At 68.5% G+C, this 16,892-nt stretch carries 11 protein-coding genes; 3 read left to right on the top strand and 8 right to left on the bottom strand.

Going from position 1 to position 16,892, the window contains the following annotated elements; translation table 11 throughout:
* Positions 1 to 101: 101 nt before the first annotated feature.
* The 6 genes from WMF12_RS07485 to WMF12_RS07460 all read right to left on the bottom strand — a co-directional run bounded on the left by WMF12_RS07485 (position 102) and on the right by WMF12_RS07460 (position 9,751).
* A complete protein-coding gene (locus WMF12_RS07485) occupies positions 102 to 1,787 on the bottom strand; it encodes a mechanosensitive ion channel family protein (protein ID WP_437869732.1) in 1,686 nt (561 codons plus the stop codon).
* Positions 1,788 to 1,801: 14 nt separating this feature from the next.
* Positions 1,802 to 3,202 carry a family 2B encapsulin nanocompartment shell protein gene (locus WMF12_RS07480; protein WP_437869731.1) on the bottom strand — a complete coding sequence of 467 codons (1,401 nt, stop codon included), beginning with the start codon at positions 3,200 to 3,202 and terminating at the stop codon, positions 1,802 to 1,804.
* Positions 3,203 to 3,298: 96 nt separating this feature from the next.
* Entirely contained in the window at positions 3,299 to 4,705 is a 1,407-nt protein-coding gene (locus WMF12_RS07475; RefSeq protein WP_437869730.1) for a family 2B encapsulin nanocompartment shell protein, read from the bottom strand.
* A 21-nt stretch (positions 4,706 to 4,726) separates the two neighbouring features.
* Entirely contained in the window at positions 4,727 to 7,042 is a 2,316-nt protein-coding gene (locus WMF12_RS07470) for a family 2 encapsulin nanocompartment cargo protein terpene cyclase (RefSeq protein WP_437869729.1), read from the bottom strand.
* A 529-nt stretch (positions 7,043 to 7,571) separates the two neighbouring features.
* Positions 7,572 to 8,816 (bottom strand): MFS transporter, encoded by a 1,245-nt coding sequence (locus tag WMF12_RS07465; RefSeq protein WP_437869728.1) that lies wholly within the window; start codon positions 8,814 to 8,816, stop codon positions 7,572 to 7,574.
* Positions 8,817 to 8,872: 56 nt separating this feature from the next.
* Positions 8,873 to 9,751, bottom strand: a complete 879-nt coding sequence (locus WMF12_RS07460; RefSeq protein ID WP_437869727.1) for a phytanoyl-CoA dioxygenase family protein — start codon at positions 9,749 to 9,751, stop codon at positions 8,873 to 8,875.
* A 294-nt stretch (positions 9,752 to 10,045) separates the two neighbouring features.
* Between WMF12_RS07460 and nrfH the strand changes: the two genes are divergently transcribed.
* The 3 genes from nrfH (at position 10,046) to WMF12_RS07445 (ending at position 13,735) form a co-directional block, all read left to right on the top strand.
* Positions 10,046 to 10,564, top strand: a complete 519-nt coding sequence (gene nrfH, locus WMF12_RS07455) for a cytochrome c nitrite reductase small subunit (RefSeq protein ID WP_437869726.1) — start codon at positions 10,046 to 10,048, stop codon at positions 10,562 to 10,564.
* 30 nt (positions 10,565 to 10,594) lie between these two features.
* Positions 10,595 to 12,022 carry an ammonia-forming cytochrome c nitrite reductase subunit c552 gene (locus WMF12_RS07450; protein WP_437744919.1) on the top strand — a complete coding sequence of 476 codons (1,428 nt, stop codon included), beginning with the start codon at positions 10,595 to 10,597 and terminating at the stop codon, positions 12,020 to 12,022.
* Positions 12,023 to 12,409: 387 nt separating this feature from the next.
* On the top strand, positions 12,410 to 13,735 hold the full coding sequence (locus WMF12_RS07445) for a M28 family metallopeptidase (RefSeq protein ID WP_437869725.1): 1,326 nt from the start codon (positions 12,410 to 12,412) through the stop codon (positions 13,733 to 13,735).
* Between the two features lie 29 nt (positions 13,736 to 13,764).
* Here WMF12_RS07445 and WMF12_RS07440 read toward each other — a convergent pair whose 3' ends face one another.
* Positions 13,765 to 15,915, bottom strand: a complete 2,151-nt coding sequence (locus WMF12_RS07440) for a substrate-binding domain-containing protein (RefSeq protein ID WP_437869724.1) — start codon at positions 15,913 to 15,915, stop codon at positions 13,765 to 13,767.
* A 229-nt stretch (positions 15,916 to 16,144) separates the two neighbouring features.
* Complete coding sequence (locus tag WMF12_RS07435; RefSeq protein WP_437869723.1) at positions 16,145 to 16,837, bottom strand: hypothetical protein; 693 nt, start codon at positions 16,835 to 16,837, stop codon at positions 16,145 to 16,147.
* Positions 16,838 to 16,892: the final 55 nt, after the last annotated feature.

Raw genomic sequence — 16,892 nt, 5'->3', positions numbered from 1 at the left:
TTCCCGCCGGTTTTGTGCTCCTGGCACGGAGGGACCGGATCGAGGACACGGCGCACCTCGCGCTGTCGGGGCCTGAGCACGGCCGCGAGACGAACCGCTCGTCAGTCGTCGTTCGTGGGCGAGAAAGGCATGACGGGCGCGGATTCCTCGATTTCTCGCCTGGGCGGGTTCTTGACGGAGAGCTGGCTGTCGATGAGGACGGCTCGACGCGGGCGCGGCGCGCTGACCTGCGCTTTGCAAAGCTCCTCGACGACGCGGCCGCGCAGCGCATCGTTCACTTCCTTGTTCTTGCCGGGCGGCACGCGCGCGCTGATACGCAGGACGATCGAACCCTCGTTGAGCTCCTCCACGCCGACGTCCACCTGCCCCGGAGCGCCCGTCTGCAGCTCGACCTCCTTTTCGGCGACCCTCGCGAGGAGCTCACGCACCCGCTGCACGTCCTCCTCGTAAGGCACGTGCACGTCGACCACCGCGTTCACGTAGGATCGCGAATGGTTCGCGACCTTGCGCACCTCGCCATTCGGGATCGAATGGAGCACGCCGATCTCGTCGCGGATCTTCGTGATACGAACGCCGATCTCCTCGACGCGCCCCTGGATGCCGCCGATCTCCACGAGATCCCCGACGAGGAGCAGGTTCTCGAAGAGGATGAAGAAGCCGGCCACGATGTCCCCCACGAACGTCTGCGCGCCGAAGCCGATGGCCACGCCGATGACGCCGGCGCCGGCGAGCAGCGGCGTGGGATCGATGGAAGCCTCGCGCAGGCCCATCACGAGAGCCGAGAAGTAGATCGCGTACCGCACGAAGCCCATGGCCACGGGGACCAGGGTCTTTCGTTGCTGGAGCGTCTGGGGGTTCTCCTCCGCCACCTTCCCGAGGAAGAGGTCGTTGATGAGGAGCACGCAGATCTCGACGAGGACCCGGCTCGCATAGACGATCGCGATGATCCGGAGCCCGACCCGCCCCGCCTGCGAGAGCCACGTGTCGGGCGTGAGCGCGTCGGCGACCCACGTCGCCGCCGTGATGTACACGCAATAATCGACGACGCGCTTCGTGATCCCGAGCAGGTGCGACAGGTTCCCGAGGTACCTGAGAGGGCTCTCGAGACGGGCGAGCCTCGTGGAGTTGTCGAAGAGGACATCGAGGAGGAGGTATCCGATCCCCGTCGCGAGGCGGCTCACGTAAAACGCGCCCAGCGTGTAGCTGGCGAGCAATACGGCGCGCTGGGTCCCCGTCGCGAGCGCGAGCTTCTCGGTGAGGAGGACCGCGGCGGCGCCGAGGACGACCACGCGGAGCGCCTTGCGCAGGCGTATCGTGACCTCTGCGACCGGCTCGCGCCGCTTCTCCAGCCAGTCCGAGCGCGCGACCGCCTTTCCCAGCGCGTCGGCGAGCCCCCGGGCGAGGGCGTCGATGAAGAGCGCGCCGACGGCGATCCCGAGCGCGGTGAGCAACCGCATCCTGGCGATCGCGGGATCGTCTCCCGCGAGCCCGACGAGCGCGCTCTTCACCACGTCGAGGGCGCGAATTCCGCGAACCACGGCGAACGCCGCGCCGCCCATGAGCACGGCGCCGACGAGCGCGACCCAGACGAGCGCGCGGCGACGGACGCGACGTCGGAACGACTTGCGCTCGTCGGCCGTGACGTGCTCCAGCGTCGGCGAGCGCAAGGCGAAGGCGTAGCCCCGATGGATGAGCCTGACCACGAGCTCCGAGAGGAGGAGGAGCACCACGATCGCGATGCACAGCGCGACGAGGTTGTGGAGGAGCAGGTCGAGATGCAGAGTCATCGGTGCCGTGGAGACTACCGCCCGATCTGGACGTTCTCAAGGACGCCGAGCGCGTCGGGCACCAGCACCGCGGCGGAGTAATAGGTGCTCACGAGGTACGAGGTAATGGCCTTTCCGTCGGTCTCCATCCTGCGGGCCGAGACACCGGGCTCGATCTCCTCGGGGAGGCCCGTGCGGTGGAGGCCGATGACGCCCTGATGCTCCTGCCCCGTGCGCATGACGAGGATGGAGCTCGTCTTGTCCTCGTTGATCGGGATCTTGTCGCAAGGCAGGATCGGGACGCCGCGCCACGCCGCGACCTGCGTGCCGGAGAGCTCGACGGTGGTCGGGTAGATGCCGCGGCGACTGCACTCCCGGTGGAAGGCGGCGATCGTGCGCGGATGCGCCAGGAAGAACTGCGACTTGCGGCGCCGGCAGAGGATCTCGTCCATGTCGTCGGGCGTCGGGGGGCCGCTCCGGGGATGGAGGCGCTGCTTCAGGTCGGCGTTGTGCAGGAGGCCGAAGTCACGGTTGTTGATGAGCTCGTGCTCCTGCCGCTCGCGCAGGGCCTGGACGGTCAGGCGGAGCTGCTCCTGGAGCTGATCCATCGGATCATTGAAGAGATCCGAGACGCGCGTGTGGAGCCGGAGGATCGCCTGCGCGACGCTGAGCTCGTATTCACGCGGCGCGGTCTCGTAATCGACGAACGTCCCCGGGAGCGCGCGCTCGCCCTTGTGACCGGCGGTGAGGGCGATCGCCGCCTGTCCGAGCTTGTCCTGCGGCTTCTTCAGCCGCTCCTTGAGCGACTCGACGTGCGCGTGGAGCGCCGGGGATCGCGAGATCAGCTCCTCGAAGACGCGCTGCGGGAGCTCGAGCACGATGCACGGCGTGACGGCCCTGACCGAATAGGTCCATACGTCGTTCGATTCGATGACGGACTGATCCCCGAAATGGTCCCCGTCCGCGAGGACGTCGAGGATCGTGTCGGCGCCGTACTTGCCTACGCCGAGCTTCTGGGCCTTTCCGTGCGCGAGCAGGAAGATCGTCTCCGCGGGTCTCCCGCGCTCGGCGATCAGCGCGCCGGGCTTGTACTCTCGCTGGATGAACCGGCTCGCCAGGGTATCGAGCACGGCGTCGTCCGAGAAACCTTGCAAGAGCGGCAATTCGCAGAGCTCCTGCGGGACCACCTGCACCTTCGCCCCGACGTTGCCGAAGCTCAGCCGCCCGTCGCCGACGGCATAACTCAGGCGGCGGTTCACGCGATACGTGCCGCCCGTGACCTCGATCCAGGGCAAGACATGCAAGAGCCACCGGGGCGTGATCCCCTGCATCTGCGGGTGCGATTTGGTCGTCGTCGCGAGCCTTCGCGCCCCCGGCGTCCCGAGGCTCGAACGCTCTACCTCGTCCCCGATCCCAAGTATTTCGGCGTTTGCCATGACGTACCTTTCCTTCTGCGCGCTTCGGAGAGCAGAGCGCTCCGCGTGTGCCCCGCGCCTGCACGGGGCACACGCGGGGCGGCTACCGCTCGAGGTTCATTCGTGGGCGCGTCCGATCTCGACGCTCTCCAGGACGCCGAGCGCGTCGGGGACCAGCACGGCCGTCGAGTAATAGAGGCTGACGAGGTACGACATGATGGCCTTATCGTTGATCCCCATGAAGCGCACGTTGAGGCTCGGCTCGACCTCGTCCGGAATGCCGGCGTGGTGCAGGCCGATGACGCCCTGGTTCTTCTCGCCCGCGCGCACGAGCAGGATCGAGGTCGTCCGCGTCTCCGAGACCGGGATCTTGTTGCACGGGAAGATCGGCACGCCGCGCCACGCCGGGACGCGGTGGCCGTTCACCTCGATGCTCTGCGGATAGACGCCGACGCGGCTGCACTCCTGGCCGAACGCCGCGATGGCCCGCGGGGGCGCGAGGAAGAACGACGGCTCCCTCCAGACCGTGGCGAGGAGCTCGTCCATGTCGTCCGGCGTCGGAGGGCCGCTGTGGGTGTGGATGCGCTGCTTCAGGTCGGCGTTGTGCAGGAGGCCGAACTCGCGGTTGTTGATGAGCTCGTGCTCCTGGGTCTCCTTCAGGGCCTCGATGGTCAGGCGCAGCTGCTGCTCCGTCTGGTTCATCGGCTCGTTGAACAGATCCGCGACGCGCGTGTGGATGTGGAGCACGGTCTGCGCCACGCTGAGCTCGTACTCGCGGGGCGAGGTCTCGTAATCGACGAACGTGCCGGGGAGGACGGGCTCGCCGGAGTGGCCCGCCGCGATCTCGATCGCCGCCTCGCCCGTGTTGTCCTGCTTCTTCGCGGCGAGCGCCTTGAAGTTGTCGAGGTGCTTCTTCAGCGACGGGTGCTGGGCGACGAGCTCCTCGAAGGCGTTCTGCTGGAGCGTCAGCACCGTGACCGTCGTGACGGCCTTGGCCGTGAACGTCCAGTAATCCTGCGCCTCCAGGAGCGCCTGATAGCTGTAATGGTCGCCGTCCGCGAGGACCGCGAGGACCGTCTCATCGCCGTACTTGCCCGCGCCGATCTTGTTGACCTTGCCGTGCGCGATGAGGCAGATGTGATCGGCCTCCTTGCCGCGCTCGGTGATGACGTCGCCGGGCTTGTATTCACGCTGCACGAAGCGGTTCGCCAGCGCGGTGAGGACCTCGACGTCATCGTAACCGCGGAGGAGCGGCAGCTCGCAGAGCTCCTGCGGGATGACCTGGATCTTCGCGCCGGTGTTCGTGAACGTCACCCGCCCGTCGCCCACCGCATAGCTCAGGCGGCGGTTCACGCGGTACACGCCGTTGACGTGAACCCACGGCAGGAGCTTGAGCAGCCACCGCGACGAGATGCCCTGCATCTGCGGCGCCGACTTGGTCGTCGTCGCGAGCTGCCTCGCGGCCGCCGTCGCGAGGCTGGTCTGGTGCTGATCGATCGAACCCAGATTACCTGTGATAGACATGAGTCCCTCTTTCCCGGACGGCTAGGGCCGCCCCTGCTTCACCGGCACGGACCGCGCCGTACCCATTGAAAGATCCGCCTTCGCAGCAGGAGCCGCGGCGCCGGCTCTTCCGGCGCCGAAGAAGCTGCTGATACGCGCCGCAGAGGCGCCAAACCCACGCACGCCATCGATCGCCCGTTCGATCGGCTGGCGCTCGAGCTCCGCGTCCACGTACCGGCTCGTCACGACGTGCCAGTTGAGGACGCCAGCCATGTACAATCGCTGCTTCTCGACGTATCCGAGCACGGCCTCGCGGCCCGCCTTGTCGAGGTCGAATTCGTCGAGGATGCGGGGCAGCTCGGTCGCGACGATGTGCTCGAACTCCAGCACGCGCGCCGTGATCAGGTCATTGACGACCTCCTTGGCCCGCTGCGCGTCGCATTCGAGGAACCGCTCGGCGACCAGCACGAGGTTGCTGAGCTCGCCCTCGAACTCGATCTCCTTGCGGTACGAGTAGAGATCGTTGATCCACCCGCCCACGTCGGCCGTTGTGTTGTCGAGCCCTCGCATCGTCCGCGTGCGGAAGACCGCCGCCGGGACCACATCGCCCAGCGTCAGCTTGGACAGGCTCATCGTGAGATCGGCGCCGAACGTCTTGCGGCGCATCTCGACGTAATCGACCGGATCCGGGATCCGGTTCTGGGTCTGATTCAGGAGTTCCCAGAGCCAGCTCCCGGTCATGGTCTCGACGCTGCGGCGGAGCGATTGCCGCGATTTCATCGACATGGGGGAAGCTGTACGGATCCAGAGATCCAGCAGGCCGCTCTCCACCGGGTTCTCGGGCACCGGGGCGCCCGCGCAGTCGAGGGGCATGAACATCGAGAGCCGGGCGTTGAACCGCTTCGCGCCCGCCATGTCCCGCGCCGCGCCGAACACGAGCGGGAAATAATCGTCGCCGTACGTCCCCCACGTCAGCCAAGCCGAGGTCAGGTCGAGCTCGTGCGGGGACGCGTCCGGGTGAATGCTCGCGGCGCAGATGGCGAAATCGAAGCCGATGAGCCTACGCTCGTCCCAGATCCCGGACCCGAAGACGCCCGGCACCACGTCGAGCATCGCGAACTTTCGGGCCCACTCGACGGTGCTCCGGCGCGCTGCGGCCAGATGCGGGCTCAAGCGGAGCTTGAACGGCATGTAGATCTTCGGGAGCGGCGTCCTGCCCACAGGCCGGAACGGGGCGTGGGTGAGGGTCTTGATCCGCTGCAAACCCAGGGCGGCGGGCGTGAGCCTGATCCGGAACGCCGAGGTGCCGAGCCCCGTCGGCGTCCCGGGGAAATCGGGGACGCCCGCGGATTTGTCCGCGTTTTCGTTCATGTAGCGGCTCGACCGCATGTGCCATTCGTGGCCGCCAGACTGCCAATCCTGCAGCCCCTTCACGTACCTGGCGACGTCGACGGCTTGCGCCGGCGTCAGCCCGTACTCCACGCAGAGCGCCGGCACCTCGACGAGCGCCGTGTTCTCGAATTGCTGGAGCCGCGACGTCAGGATCTCGTTCGTCAGATCGGCCGCCTTTTGCGTGGGCACGCCGAGGAAACGCTCGAGGACGAGCACGCAGTTGGCGTTTTCCCCTTCGTCCTCGACCTCCCGCTGGTACGAGAACAGGTCGTTGCGCAGGTGGACGCCGTCCGCGAACGTGTCGCGCAGGACCTCGAGGGGGCGCGTCGCGGCAACGGCGGCCGGGACCTCGGCGCCCACGGCGATCTCGACGAGGCCCGCGGACCAGGGCGCGCCGCCGACCTTGCGGCGCATCTCGATGTATTCGACCGGGTTCGCGACGCGGTTCTCCTGGATATTGGCGAGCTCCCACATACATTCGAGCATCAGGTTCTTCGTCGCCTCGAGGAAGCGCTCGCGCCAGTGCACCGAGGTGAGCGGGACGGTCCGCGCCCAGAGGTCCGCGAGCGCGCGCTCGACCACGTTCGTCGGCTCCGGCGGCGTCCCCGTGGGCACGACGGGCATGAAGAGCGGCAGGCGGTCGAGGTACGCCTTGGCGCCGCGCATGTCCTTGGTGCGCTTGTAAATCTCGAGGAAATGGTCGTCGAAGAAGAACACCCAGACATACCAATCCGTGATCAGATTGAGCTCGGGCGCGGGCGCGTCGGGGTGGGTGTACGCGCAGAGCAGCGCGTAGTCGTGCGCGTCGAGGTCGCGCTCGGTCCAGATGGGTTTTCCCTGCGGGTTCTCCTCCAGGATACCCATCTCGTAGGACCAGGCCTTGGTATGCGCGCGAGCACCTTCGAGGTGCGGATTGAGGCGCGCCGGATGCGGCATGTAGAAGTCGGGCAGCGTGAAAGGTTGCATATTCGCTGACTTCTCGCGCGCGACGTCGATATGGGCGACGTGGCGACCTGAATGTCTTGGCGGTCTGCATTCCGGACGCACCTCGGCCGCTCGCACGCAGACGTGCGACGACGCGTTGATAGGGCTCTTCCGTACAGACCGCTCGGGATCGTTCGGACGGGGCGGATCTAGACCAGCCCAGCGCTCCCACCAAATTAATTGATGACGAGCTCCAGACCGCAGGAACTCGACACCTGTTGCTTGGTGCGGAACCGCTCGGGCGCCGCGGCGACCGCTTGAGCCTCGCGGGCGGGCTCAGTCATGTCACGCTCACCAGCCGGGTCGGCTCGGCAGCCTGTGAGCCTCCGACAGCAACCACATTTCAGCCCGCTCGTTTGCGCTCACCGCCCGGTGGTGTGGTGCTTACCCCAGCCTACCAGGATGCTGGAGACCGCCAAGACGCCACAAGACGCCAAGATTTTTGTGGTCTTCTCGACGTCTTGTAGCGTGTCGGCAATCCTTGGCCGGATTTCTGACACACGAAGCTGGGCTATACCCGCGCCGTCTCCTCGAGCTCCTTGCCGCGCGTCTCCGGGAGGAGCCACAGGATGAGCGCGAGCGCGACCAGCGGGAAGAGCGCCGTCGCGGACACCGCCGGTCCCCAACCGATCTCCTCCGCGGCGAAGCCGACGGCGATCGGAGAGAGCATGTAGCCGATCCGGCCGAGCAGGTTGTTCGACCAGGCGATCGCGTCGCTCCGGAGGTGCGTGGGGAAGAGCTCGGTCATGTAGGCGTTCAGCACGGGGAGCACCCCGCTCGCGCCGAAGATGGCGAAGACCAGCGCGGCCGTGAGCCCGCCCCGCGAGCCCAGCGAGTAGGCGCCGATCACGCCGGCCGCCGCCAGCACATAGATGATCACCGCGCCCTTGCGGCGGCCCACCACGTCGAGCAGCTTGCCCGAGGCGAAGATGAGCGGCATCGAGACGAGCGCGGCGAACGTGATGCTGCCGCCCACCTCGCCGTCGCTGAGCCCGCGCTCCCGGAGCGCGAACGTCTTCCAGAACGTCACCGCGTTCTGGGTGCAAACGTACGTGAGCCCCCAGATCAAGGCGAGCTGCAGCATCCGCCCGCGGTGCGGCGTGCGCAGGATGCGCGTGAGCGGCGGCGTCCCCTCCCCCGCCCGCTCGGCCGCCACCTGCTCGAACCGGGCCGTCTCGCGCAGGCCGCGCCGCGCGACCGCGATGAGCACGAGCGGGATGCCGCCGACGAGGTACACGCTGCGCCACCCGTACGGCGTCGCGAGGAGCAGCGGCACGACGCCCGCGCACACGATGGATCCGAGGCTCGAGAAGGCCTGGATGACGCCGATCACCATCCCGCGCCGATCGCTCGGGTACTCCTCGGCCGCATACACCATGCTGACCGCCCACTCCCCGAGGAGGAAGATGCGCGCGAGGAGCTGCAAGACGGCAAAGACATAGACGTTCGGCGAGAACGCCGTCAGCACGGAGAAGATCGTGTACCCCGCGATGGTGACCGAGAGCACCCGCCGCCGCCCCCACTGGTCGGCCTTGCGCACGAGCAGATACGCGATCATCGTGCCCGAGTTGATGACCCCGACGAGGAGCCCCTCGTGGCGGGGCAAGAGGCCCATCTGCGCGCCGAAGTTGGGCAATATCTGCGTGAGCGCCAGGAAGTCGTAGCCCTCGAAGAACGAGGCCACGCTCAGGAACCAGAACAGCCGCCGCTGGTACGGCGTGAACGGCGTCTTCTGGTGCGGGGCAGCTGTCGTCATATCACCTGTTCCTTCCGAGCGGGCGCTCGTCGACGCGATAACGCCGTTCGAGGCGCTCAGTACCCTGCGAGCCGCTTCAGCCGGAAATAGAGGGGCGTGGGGCTGCCCTCGTGCTTCTCTTTGAGCGGTCCGCTCATGAGCGGCAGGTACATCACGCGCCGCTGGCTGGCGTCGCCCGTGGCCGTGGCCTGCGCGACGCGGTGCCAGATGCGGCCGTCGTGGATCGTGAGGTCCCCCGCCGCGGCATCGAGCGCGAACTCGTCCGGATCGGGCCGGTGGTCGAGGAAATAGGCCTTGCGGGTCATCATCTCGAAGAGGCCTTGTCGGTGAGAGGACGGGATCAGCCGCACGCCGCCCTTCGAGAGGGGCGAGTCGTCGAGATAGAAGCCGACGTTCAGGTAACGGCGCGGCTTCTCGAGATAGAAGAGGTCGCGCAGGCTGTCGGTGTGCCAGCCGAGGCGCCGGTGCGTCGACCCCTCCTCGTTGCGGTAATGGTTGATCACGAGCCCGTCGCGCTCCCGCGCGCCGATCCGGTACCCCGGCCCGGCCACATCGAGGATGGCGCCGAAGCGAGGGTCGCGCAGGAAGGCGCGGAGGCGCTCGCCGAAGAGCGACGCGAACACCATGCGCTGGATGTAACGGGAGCCGTCCTTCCGCGTGCCGAAGAGGAGCGGGACGCCGTTGATGTGCGCCCTGCCCTCCCCGACGAGCCGCCGGTCCACGGCCTCGACCTCCTCGACGAGCGAGCGCACCGCGCCGCGACCTTCGAACCCGCGGAAGCGGATGAACCCGTGCTCGTCGAGGAAGCCCCGCTGCTCGGCCGTGAGCGCGCCGCCGAGCTCGAAATCCGGCAGCCGGATACGGTGGTTCGCCGGAGGCAGGCCGGCGCTCGCGGGCGTGGCGGCGGCTGGCTGCGTGTCGCGCGGGGCGGTCACGTGACGTCTCCTGGCCAGCTCCCTAGCGCAGACGGGCCGCGGCGGGAACAGCGGCCGCAGGGAGCGCGCCCGCCAGCGCGGAATCTGCACCGCTGCGCACGCCTTGCGGCCGCGTGGGCCGGGCCGCAAGGCGTCCCGCGGTCGCCCTTCGCGCCGAGTGGGCTCGTCCCCGCCGCCGGGCCGTCGATCGTCGCTCCGGCCGAGACGTAGCGGCACCTGCTTTGCAAAGCGGCGGGTCGAGGATCGAGAGTCGATGAACCGGTCCGGCGATAGATGACCCACGAGCAAGATCCCATGACGGAAGGGCAACGGCGAGATGAACCGCCGGAGCCGCCGGCGCGCGAGCGAGCGCGCGGCGGGCGCGGCTCCACGGGGGCCTTGCTCCTCGCGCTCTGCGTCGCGCTCGGCGTGGCCGCCGGGCTCGGCGGGTACACCTTCGTTTATGCGAAGGGGGCCTCGTACCTGGGGAGCGATCCGTCGGCGTGCGCCAACTGCCACATCATGAACGAGCAGTTCGCCGGGTGGCAGCGCTCCAGCCACCGGGCCGTGGCAGGGTGCAACGACTGTCACGCGCCGCACACGTTCCTGGGGAAATATGCCACGAAGGCGTCGAACGGGTTCTGGCACTCGTTCGCCTTCACCTCGGGCCGCTTCCCGGACCCGATCCGGATCAAGCCCAGCAATCTACGCATCACGGAGGAGGCCTGTCGCGGGTGCCACGGCGACGTCGTGGATGCGATCGACAGCGAGCACCACGGCGCCGCGAGGCTCTCGTGCGTGCGCTGCCATGAATCGGTGGGCCACCTGCACTGAGGCGCGCCCGCTGCACGAGGGATGGAATCGATGACGGAGCCGAAGGACGAAGGATCCACGCAGAAGAGCGAGCGCACCGGCAAGCGGCCGGCGCGCTGGCGCTACCTGCCGCTCGCGGCGCTCGCCGCGGCGGCGGCGACCGCCGGGATCGCCGCGCTGCTGGTGAACATCTTCGAGCACAAGCAGGAGGCGAAGAGCCCGTTCTATCGCGTCGTCGAGCTTGACGACACGATAGACGACCCGGCCGTCTGGGGGAAGAACTTCCCCCTCCAGTACGACGGCTACCGGCGCACGGTCGACCAGAAGCGCACGCGCTTCGGCGGGAGCGAGGCGGTGCCGCGCACGCCGACGGACGCCGATCCGCGCAGCGTGGTCGCGCAATCGAAGCTCGAGGAGGACGGGCGGCTGAAGACGATGTGGGCCGGCTACGCCTTCGCGCGCGACTTCCGGGAGGAGCGCGGGCACGCCCACATGCTCGAGGATCAGGTGTACACCGAGCGGCAGATCGCGGCGAAGCAGCCGGGCACATGCATTCACTGCCATGCGTCCGTGTACGTGCCGTACAAGAAGCTCGGCGGCGGCGACCTGATGCGGGGGTGGGAGGCGATGAACCAGATGCCCTTCCCCGAGGCGCGCAAGCTGGTGACGCACCCGGTCTCGTGCATCGATTGCCATGACCCGGAGTCGATGCAGCTCCGGGTGACGCGGCCGGGGTTCATCGAGGGGATCCGCGCGCTCAAGGCGTCGATGGGTGAGGCCGATTACGACGTCAACACGATGGCCACGCGCCAGGAGATGCGCTCGTACGTCTGCGGCCAGTGCCACGTGGAGTATTACTTCAAGGGCCCGGAGAAGCGGCTCGTGTACCCGTGGGCGAAGGGCCTCAAGGTCGACGAGATCTACGCCTACTACGAGGAGAGCGGCCACTCGGACTGGACGCACGCGGAGTCGGGCGCGAAGGTGCTGAAGGCGCAGCACCCGGAGTTCGAGATGTGGAATCAGGGCGTCCACGCGCGCTCCGGCGTGGCCTGCGCCGACTGCCACATGCCGTACCAGCGGGTCGGCGCGACGAAGATCAGCGATCACCACGTGCAGAGCCCGCTCCTCAACGTGAACCGCGCGTGCCAGACGTGCCACAAGTGGCCCGAGGACGAGCTCCGGCAGCGCGTGGAGACGATCCAGTCGCGCCATTTCGAGGCGCGCAACCGGGCGATGGACGCGGTGACGGCGCTCATCAGCGACATCCGCCGGGCGAAGGAGGCCGGAATGGCCGAAGAGGCGCTCGCGGGGCCGCGCGCGGCGCAGCGGAAATGTCAGTTCTTCGTCGACTTCGCCGAGGCGGAGAACTCGTCCGGCTTCCACGCGCCGCAGGAGGCGATGCGCATCCTCGCGTCCGCCATCGATACCTGCCGGCGAGGGCAGCTCTCGCTGCGAGACGGAACCCCGCCCGAAGAGTAACCCGAACCAATGTGAACGTGAACGTGAACGTGAACGTGAACGTAAACGTGGTCGTGGTCGTGGTCGTTCACGGCTTATCGTTGACGACCACGACCACGACCACGACCACGTAAACGTCCACGACCACGTAAACGTTGGGATATAGGAGAACGCGGCGCGAAGATTGGAGCGCCGGACAGCGGGACGCCCGTCTGCGCGAACAGGCCGAGCGGCCTCGTCATCGCTCACGGACTGACGAGCTGGACCATGACTCCAGAGCCCCGGTGGAGCGCTCATGTGTCCCTCATTGCATTTGACGCGGCTCGATCCAAAGCTCGACTCATCGCGAGATAGTGCTTGGATAATTCGTTTGAGATCCGTACGGTGTCGCCGAAAGGGGAAGACGCCATGACAACCTGCCGCAATCGTTCGAGCGCCGTCGCCGCGCTGTGTGCCGCCTTTGCGCTCGTCTCGACGTCGTGCGCGTCCGGAGATCCGGGCGCGCCGGCGGCCGGAGAGATCCACGTTTCGCACGTGGGCAAGGATACGGTCAGCACGTTCCTGAACCGGCTCGCGACAGAGACTGGCCAGGTCGTCGTGACCCGCGCCAGCGTCGATGACGCCTGGCAGAGCGTCACTCTGAGAGAAGAGCGCGGGGCCTCGCTCTACCTCGTGGAGGGGCCGCTGCCCAGCGCGACGCTCCCGGGCGAGCGCGCGCGCGTCGGCGGGATCGCCGCCGTCGCCGTCCCGACGGGCCGCGACCCCCATGACTGGCTCGGCTCGCACCGCCTTCACGCGGAGCCGATCGGGGCGCACGAGGTGGCCCTGCCGCGCGCTCCGGGAGCACAGGGGACCCGCGCTCCGGCCGGGACGCGCGCGCGGCTCGACGGTGACGCCGCCGAGCTCCCCGAGCTCCACATCGACGCCGCGTTCCTCGAGGCGCGGCTCAAGGAGCTCTCCGGCGCCGCGCCCGTGACCGTCGGCGGCCGCTCGACGGTCATCCGCGAGCGCGGCTCCGAGGACGGACGCGCGCTCGCCCGCGCCTGGATGCGCCAGCAATACGAGGCGATCGGGTTCACCGTCGAGGAGCACGCCTATCAGAGCGGCTGGAGCCGGGGCGTCAACCTGACGGCGGACAGGCCCGGCGCCGATCCGTCGCGCGTCCTCATCCTCTCGGCGCACTACGACTCCATGAGCAACGCCGGCGCCGACGACGACGGCTCAGGCATCGTGTCGTCGCTCGCCATCGCCCGCGCGCTGAAGGACGCGAAGCTGAGCATCGGGCTCCGCGTCGTCGCCTTCGATCAAGAGGAGGACGGCCTCCTCGGCTCACGGGCCTACGCGAGCAAGCTCTACCGGAACGGGCAGATGGATCAGGTGGTCGGCGTCCTGGATCTGGAGATGACAGGCTACGACTCCAACGACGACGGGCACTATCACGTCATCCACTGCAACGAGAACACGTCGTCCGATCTGGCCGCGCTGGTCGAGGAGGCCGCGTCGCACGGCGAGCTCGGGCTGACCCGGGTGGACGCCTGCACGAACCGCAGCGATCACTCGGCGTTCTGGCGCTACGGGGCGCCGGCCGTGGCCATATCGCAGGACTTCTTCGGCGACGACGGCAACCCCTGTTACCACCAGCGCTGCGACCGCGTCGATCAGCTCAACTGGGACTACATGCGGCGGCTGACCGAGGCCGCCGGGCGCGCGGCGATGAAGCTCCTGATGAAGTGATTCGAGCGATCTCGGCGCGCCCTGCGGCGCTACTCTGCCCGCCTCGCCTTCGTCTTCTTCTCTGGCCTGGTCAGCTCGCTGATGGCGGCGGCCAGCGACTGGAAGATCGAGATGTCGTGCAGCTCGATCCCGAGGCCGACCATGCCCTGCGCCATCCTGGGCCCGACGCCGACGAGGCTCACGCGCGCGCCGAGCAGCCGGGTCGCCTGCGCCGTCTGCACCAGCGCCGCCGCGATCGCCTCGTCGACATACGGCACGCCGGTGACGTCGAGCAGCACCCACCGCGCCCCCTCGCGCGCGACGCCAGAGAGCGCGGCCTCCATGATCTGCTGCGCCCTCGTGGCGTCGATCGCGCCTATCAGCGAGACGAGCAGCACCCCGGGCAGCAGCGGGATGACGGGACAGCCGAGCTCCCGCACCGTGCTCGCCAGCGCGCGCTCGCGCTCGTAGGCGGCCGCCAGCATGTCGCGCTCCGCGTGCAGCGTGGCCTCCATGTCATGGTGCTCGAACGCGGCGATCAGGAGCGACACCCACATGGCCAGCGGATGGAGGTTGTCCACGAAGCTCTCCAGGTGCAGCCCTCCCAGCACCAGAGTCCCCCAGTCGCGCGTCGCGCTCACGAGCGGGATCAGCAGGAGATAGCCGCCCGGCTCGTCCGGCAAGGCAGCCGCGCGCAGGGCGGGCGGCGGAAAGTGGGGGGCCGGATAACGGTGCCCCACGAGCGCGGTCAAGGCCGTATCGCTCGGGTACACGGAGTGGACGAGGAACTCCGGCTCGGCCGAGCCCGACGCATCCGCCCAGAGCGCGACGCACCCGACGCCGACGGAGGTCTGCGCCAGCCACTCCAGGCGCTCCTCGGTCCAGGCGTGCTTCGAGGCGAGGAGCCTGCTCATGTGCACCTTGGCGCGGACCAGCCGCTCGAGGCTCTTCACGTTCCGCCGCTCCCACGCAGCGAGGGCCCGCTGCTGCGCGAGCCGCACGCGGTCGAGGAACGTCTCCAGCCGGCGCGCGGCCTCAGGCTCCGGCGCGCCGGCGAGCCGCCGCGCGGCGGTCTGCTCGACGAGCTTCACCACCGCGAGCAGGACCTCGATCTTGTCGTTTTGCGCGACCCCGGCGGCGAAAGCGCGCTGGAGCGTCCCCACGTCCAGCGGCTCCTCCCCGGCGAGCGCCGCGCCGAGGCCCTGCGCGATCACCTCCGCCTCGGGCCAGCCGAGGGGAGCGTCGCCGGACGGCGGGCGCCCCGACCCATCCAGGAGGAGGCTCATCTGCCGGGAAAGCGCGTGCTGCCAGCCGCCCTCCGGCGCCTCGATCGCTGGCGCGACCGGCGCGGCGTTCCACGCGGCGTGGCCGCTTCCGCACGAGCGACGCACCACCAGCTCGGCCGGGCCGCGGGTCACGGGCTCACGAGGGGGGAGGCCGTCGAGCAAGTCGATGAGCCGCTCGACGGCCGTGCTCCCGAGGAGCGCCGGGTCCTGCCGAACCGTGGTGAGCGGCGGATCGCAGTGCTGGGCGGCGTTGATGTCGTCGAACCCCACCACGGCGATGTCCTCGGGCACGCGGTAGCCGTTTGCCCGGATCGCGTTGATGGCGCCAATCGCCATCTCGTCGTTGCCCGCCACGAGCGCGGTACAGAACTTGCCATTGCGCGCGAGCAGCTCGTGGAAGCGCTGCTCGGTATACAAGATCGCACACTCGTGAAACTCGGAGAGCAGGTTGAGGTCGGCCTCGAGCCCGCGCGCGCGCATCGCCTGATCGAATGCCCTGCCCCGCTCGTGGAAATCGTCCGACCCCGTCATGCCGATGAAAGCGATCCGACGATGTCCGAGCCGGATGAGGTGATCGACGAGCACGTGAATCGAATCGTGGTTCTCCGCACGGACGACCGGGCAGCGCGTCCCGAGCGGGGGCGCGCAGAAAATGACGCCCGGCTTCCCATCGGAGAGCAGCTCCTCCAGGCCGTCGATGTTGTACATCGCGATCCAGCCGGCCACCTGGCGAAGCGCCACGCCGCGCTCGAAGACGCGCCGAGGCGTCGCGTAGATGAGGAGGAGCTCGTAGCCCCGGGCTCGCGCGGCGCGGTGCATGCCTCGAAAGGCCGTGGCGTTGAAGGAATTGTCGAGGAAGACCGACGCGACGCCGATCACCTTCGATGTGCGCTGATCGACAGGCCCAGTCTTCATCCCGGTCGCGTTCGCCCCCTCATCCCCCGGGCGAGCCTATCACCGTCCTCGATGAAACGACTCAAGAACTTCGCGCGTGGGCCAGCCGCCGCTCGAGCCTGTGTGATGCGATGGGTGCGCGCATGTAAACAATCCTGAGCGGCTGCTTCCGCCGAGGTTCACGCGCGGCGCCGGCCGCGCAGGACGGCCGGGCGAGCACCTCTCTCAGGGCGGCAGACCGCGGGCGCGGTCAGTTGCCTTGAGCGCGCCCGACGGGGAGCGCCGGGCCGACGCAGCCGCAGCCGCACGCGTCGGAGAATTGCTCCTCTCCCGGCGCGCAGATGAAGTCGACGAGGTGGCAGTACTCCGGATCGTGAGAGACGTAGCGGACGTCCGGATCCGCGGCGTCAGGGCAGGTCTCGGGCGCGGGGCCGACGCAGCCACAGCCGCACTCGCTGGAGAAGAGCTTCTCGGGCGGTGAGCAATCGAAGTCGATGAGGGCGCACTCGTTCGGATCGTGAGAGACGTAACGGACGCCTGGATCGCCCTCGTTCGGGCACGTGGGCTCCCCGTCGATGCAGCCGCAGCCGCACCCTGGTTGGGTCATCAGCCGCTGTCCCTCCGCGCAGACGAAGTCGATGAGCGCGCACTCGTCCGGATCTTGAGAGACGTAGTGGACGCCCGGATCGCTCGGATCCGGGCACGCGGGGGGCGGCTCCTCGTCGATGCAGCCGCAGCCGCACCCGGGCTCGGTCATCAGCCGCTGTCCCTCCGCGCAGACGAAGTCGATGAGCGCGCACTCGTCCGGATCTTGAGAGACGTAGTGGACGCCCGGATCGCTCGGATCCGGGCACGCCCCGCCGCCGCCGCCCGTGGGAGGGTCGCAGCCGAGCAGTCCGACGATCGAAGAGGCCGCAAGAAGCAACAAGGCACAGACTCGCATGTTGGTCTCCGTATCTTTCTCGTGTGGGTTGGGAGATGCACCTCCCCCTCGAGGC

The sequence above is a fragment of the Sorangium sp. So ce363 genome (assembly GCF_051520435.1).
Taxonomy (GTDB): domain Bacteria; phylum Myxococcota_A; class Polyangia; order Polyangiales; family Polyangiaceae; genus Sorangium; species Sorangium cellulosum_B.
Note: the sequence above shows the minus strand (reverse complement) of the source record. Positions and strands in the feature narration are given on the sequence as shown.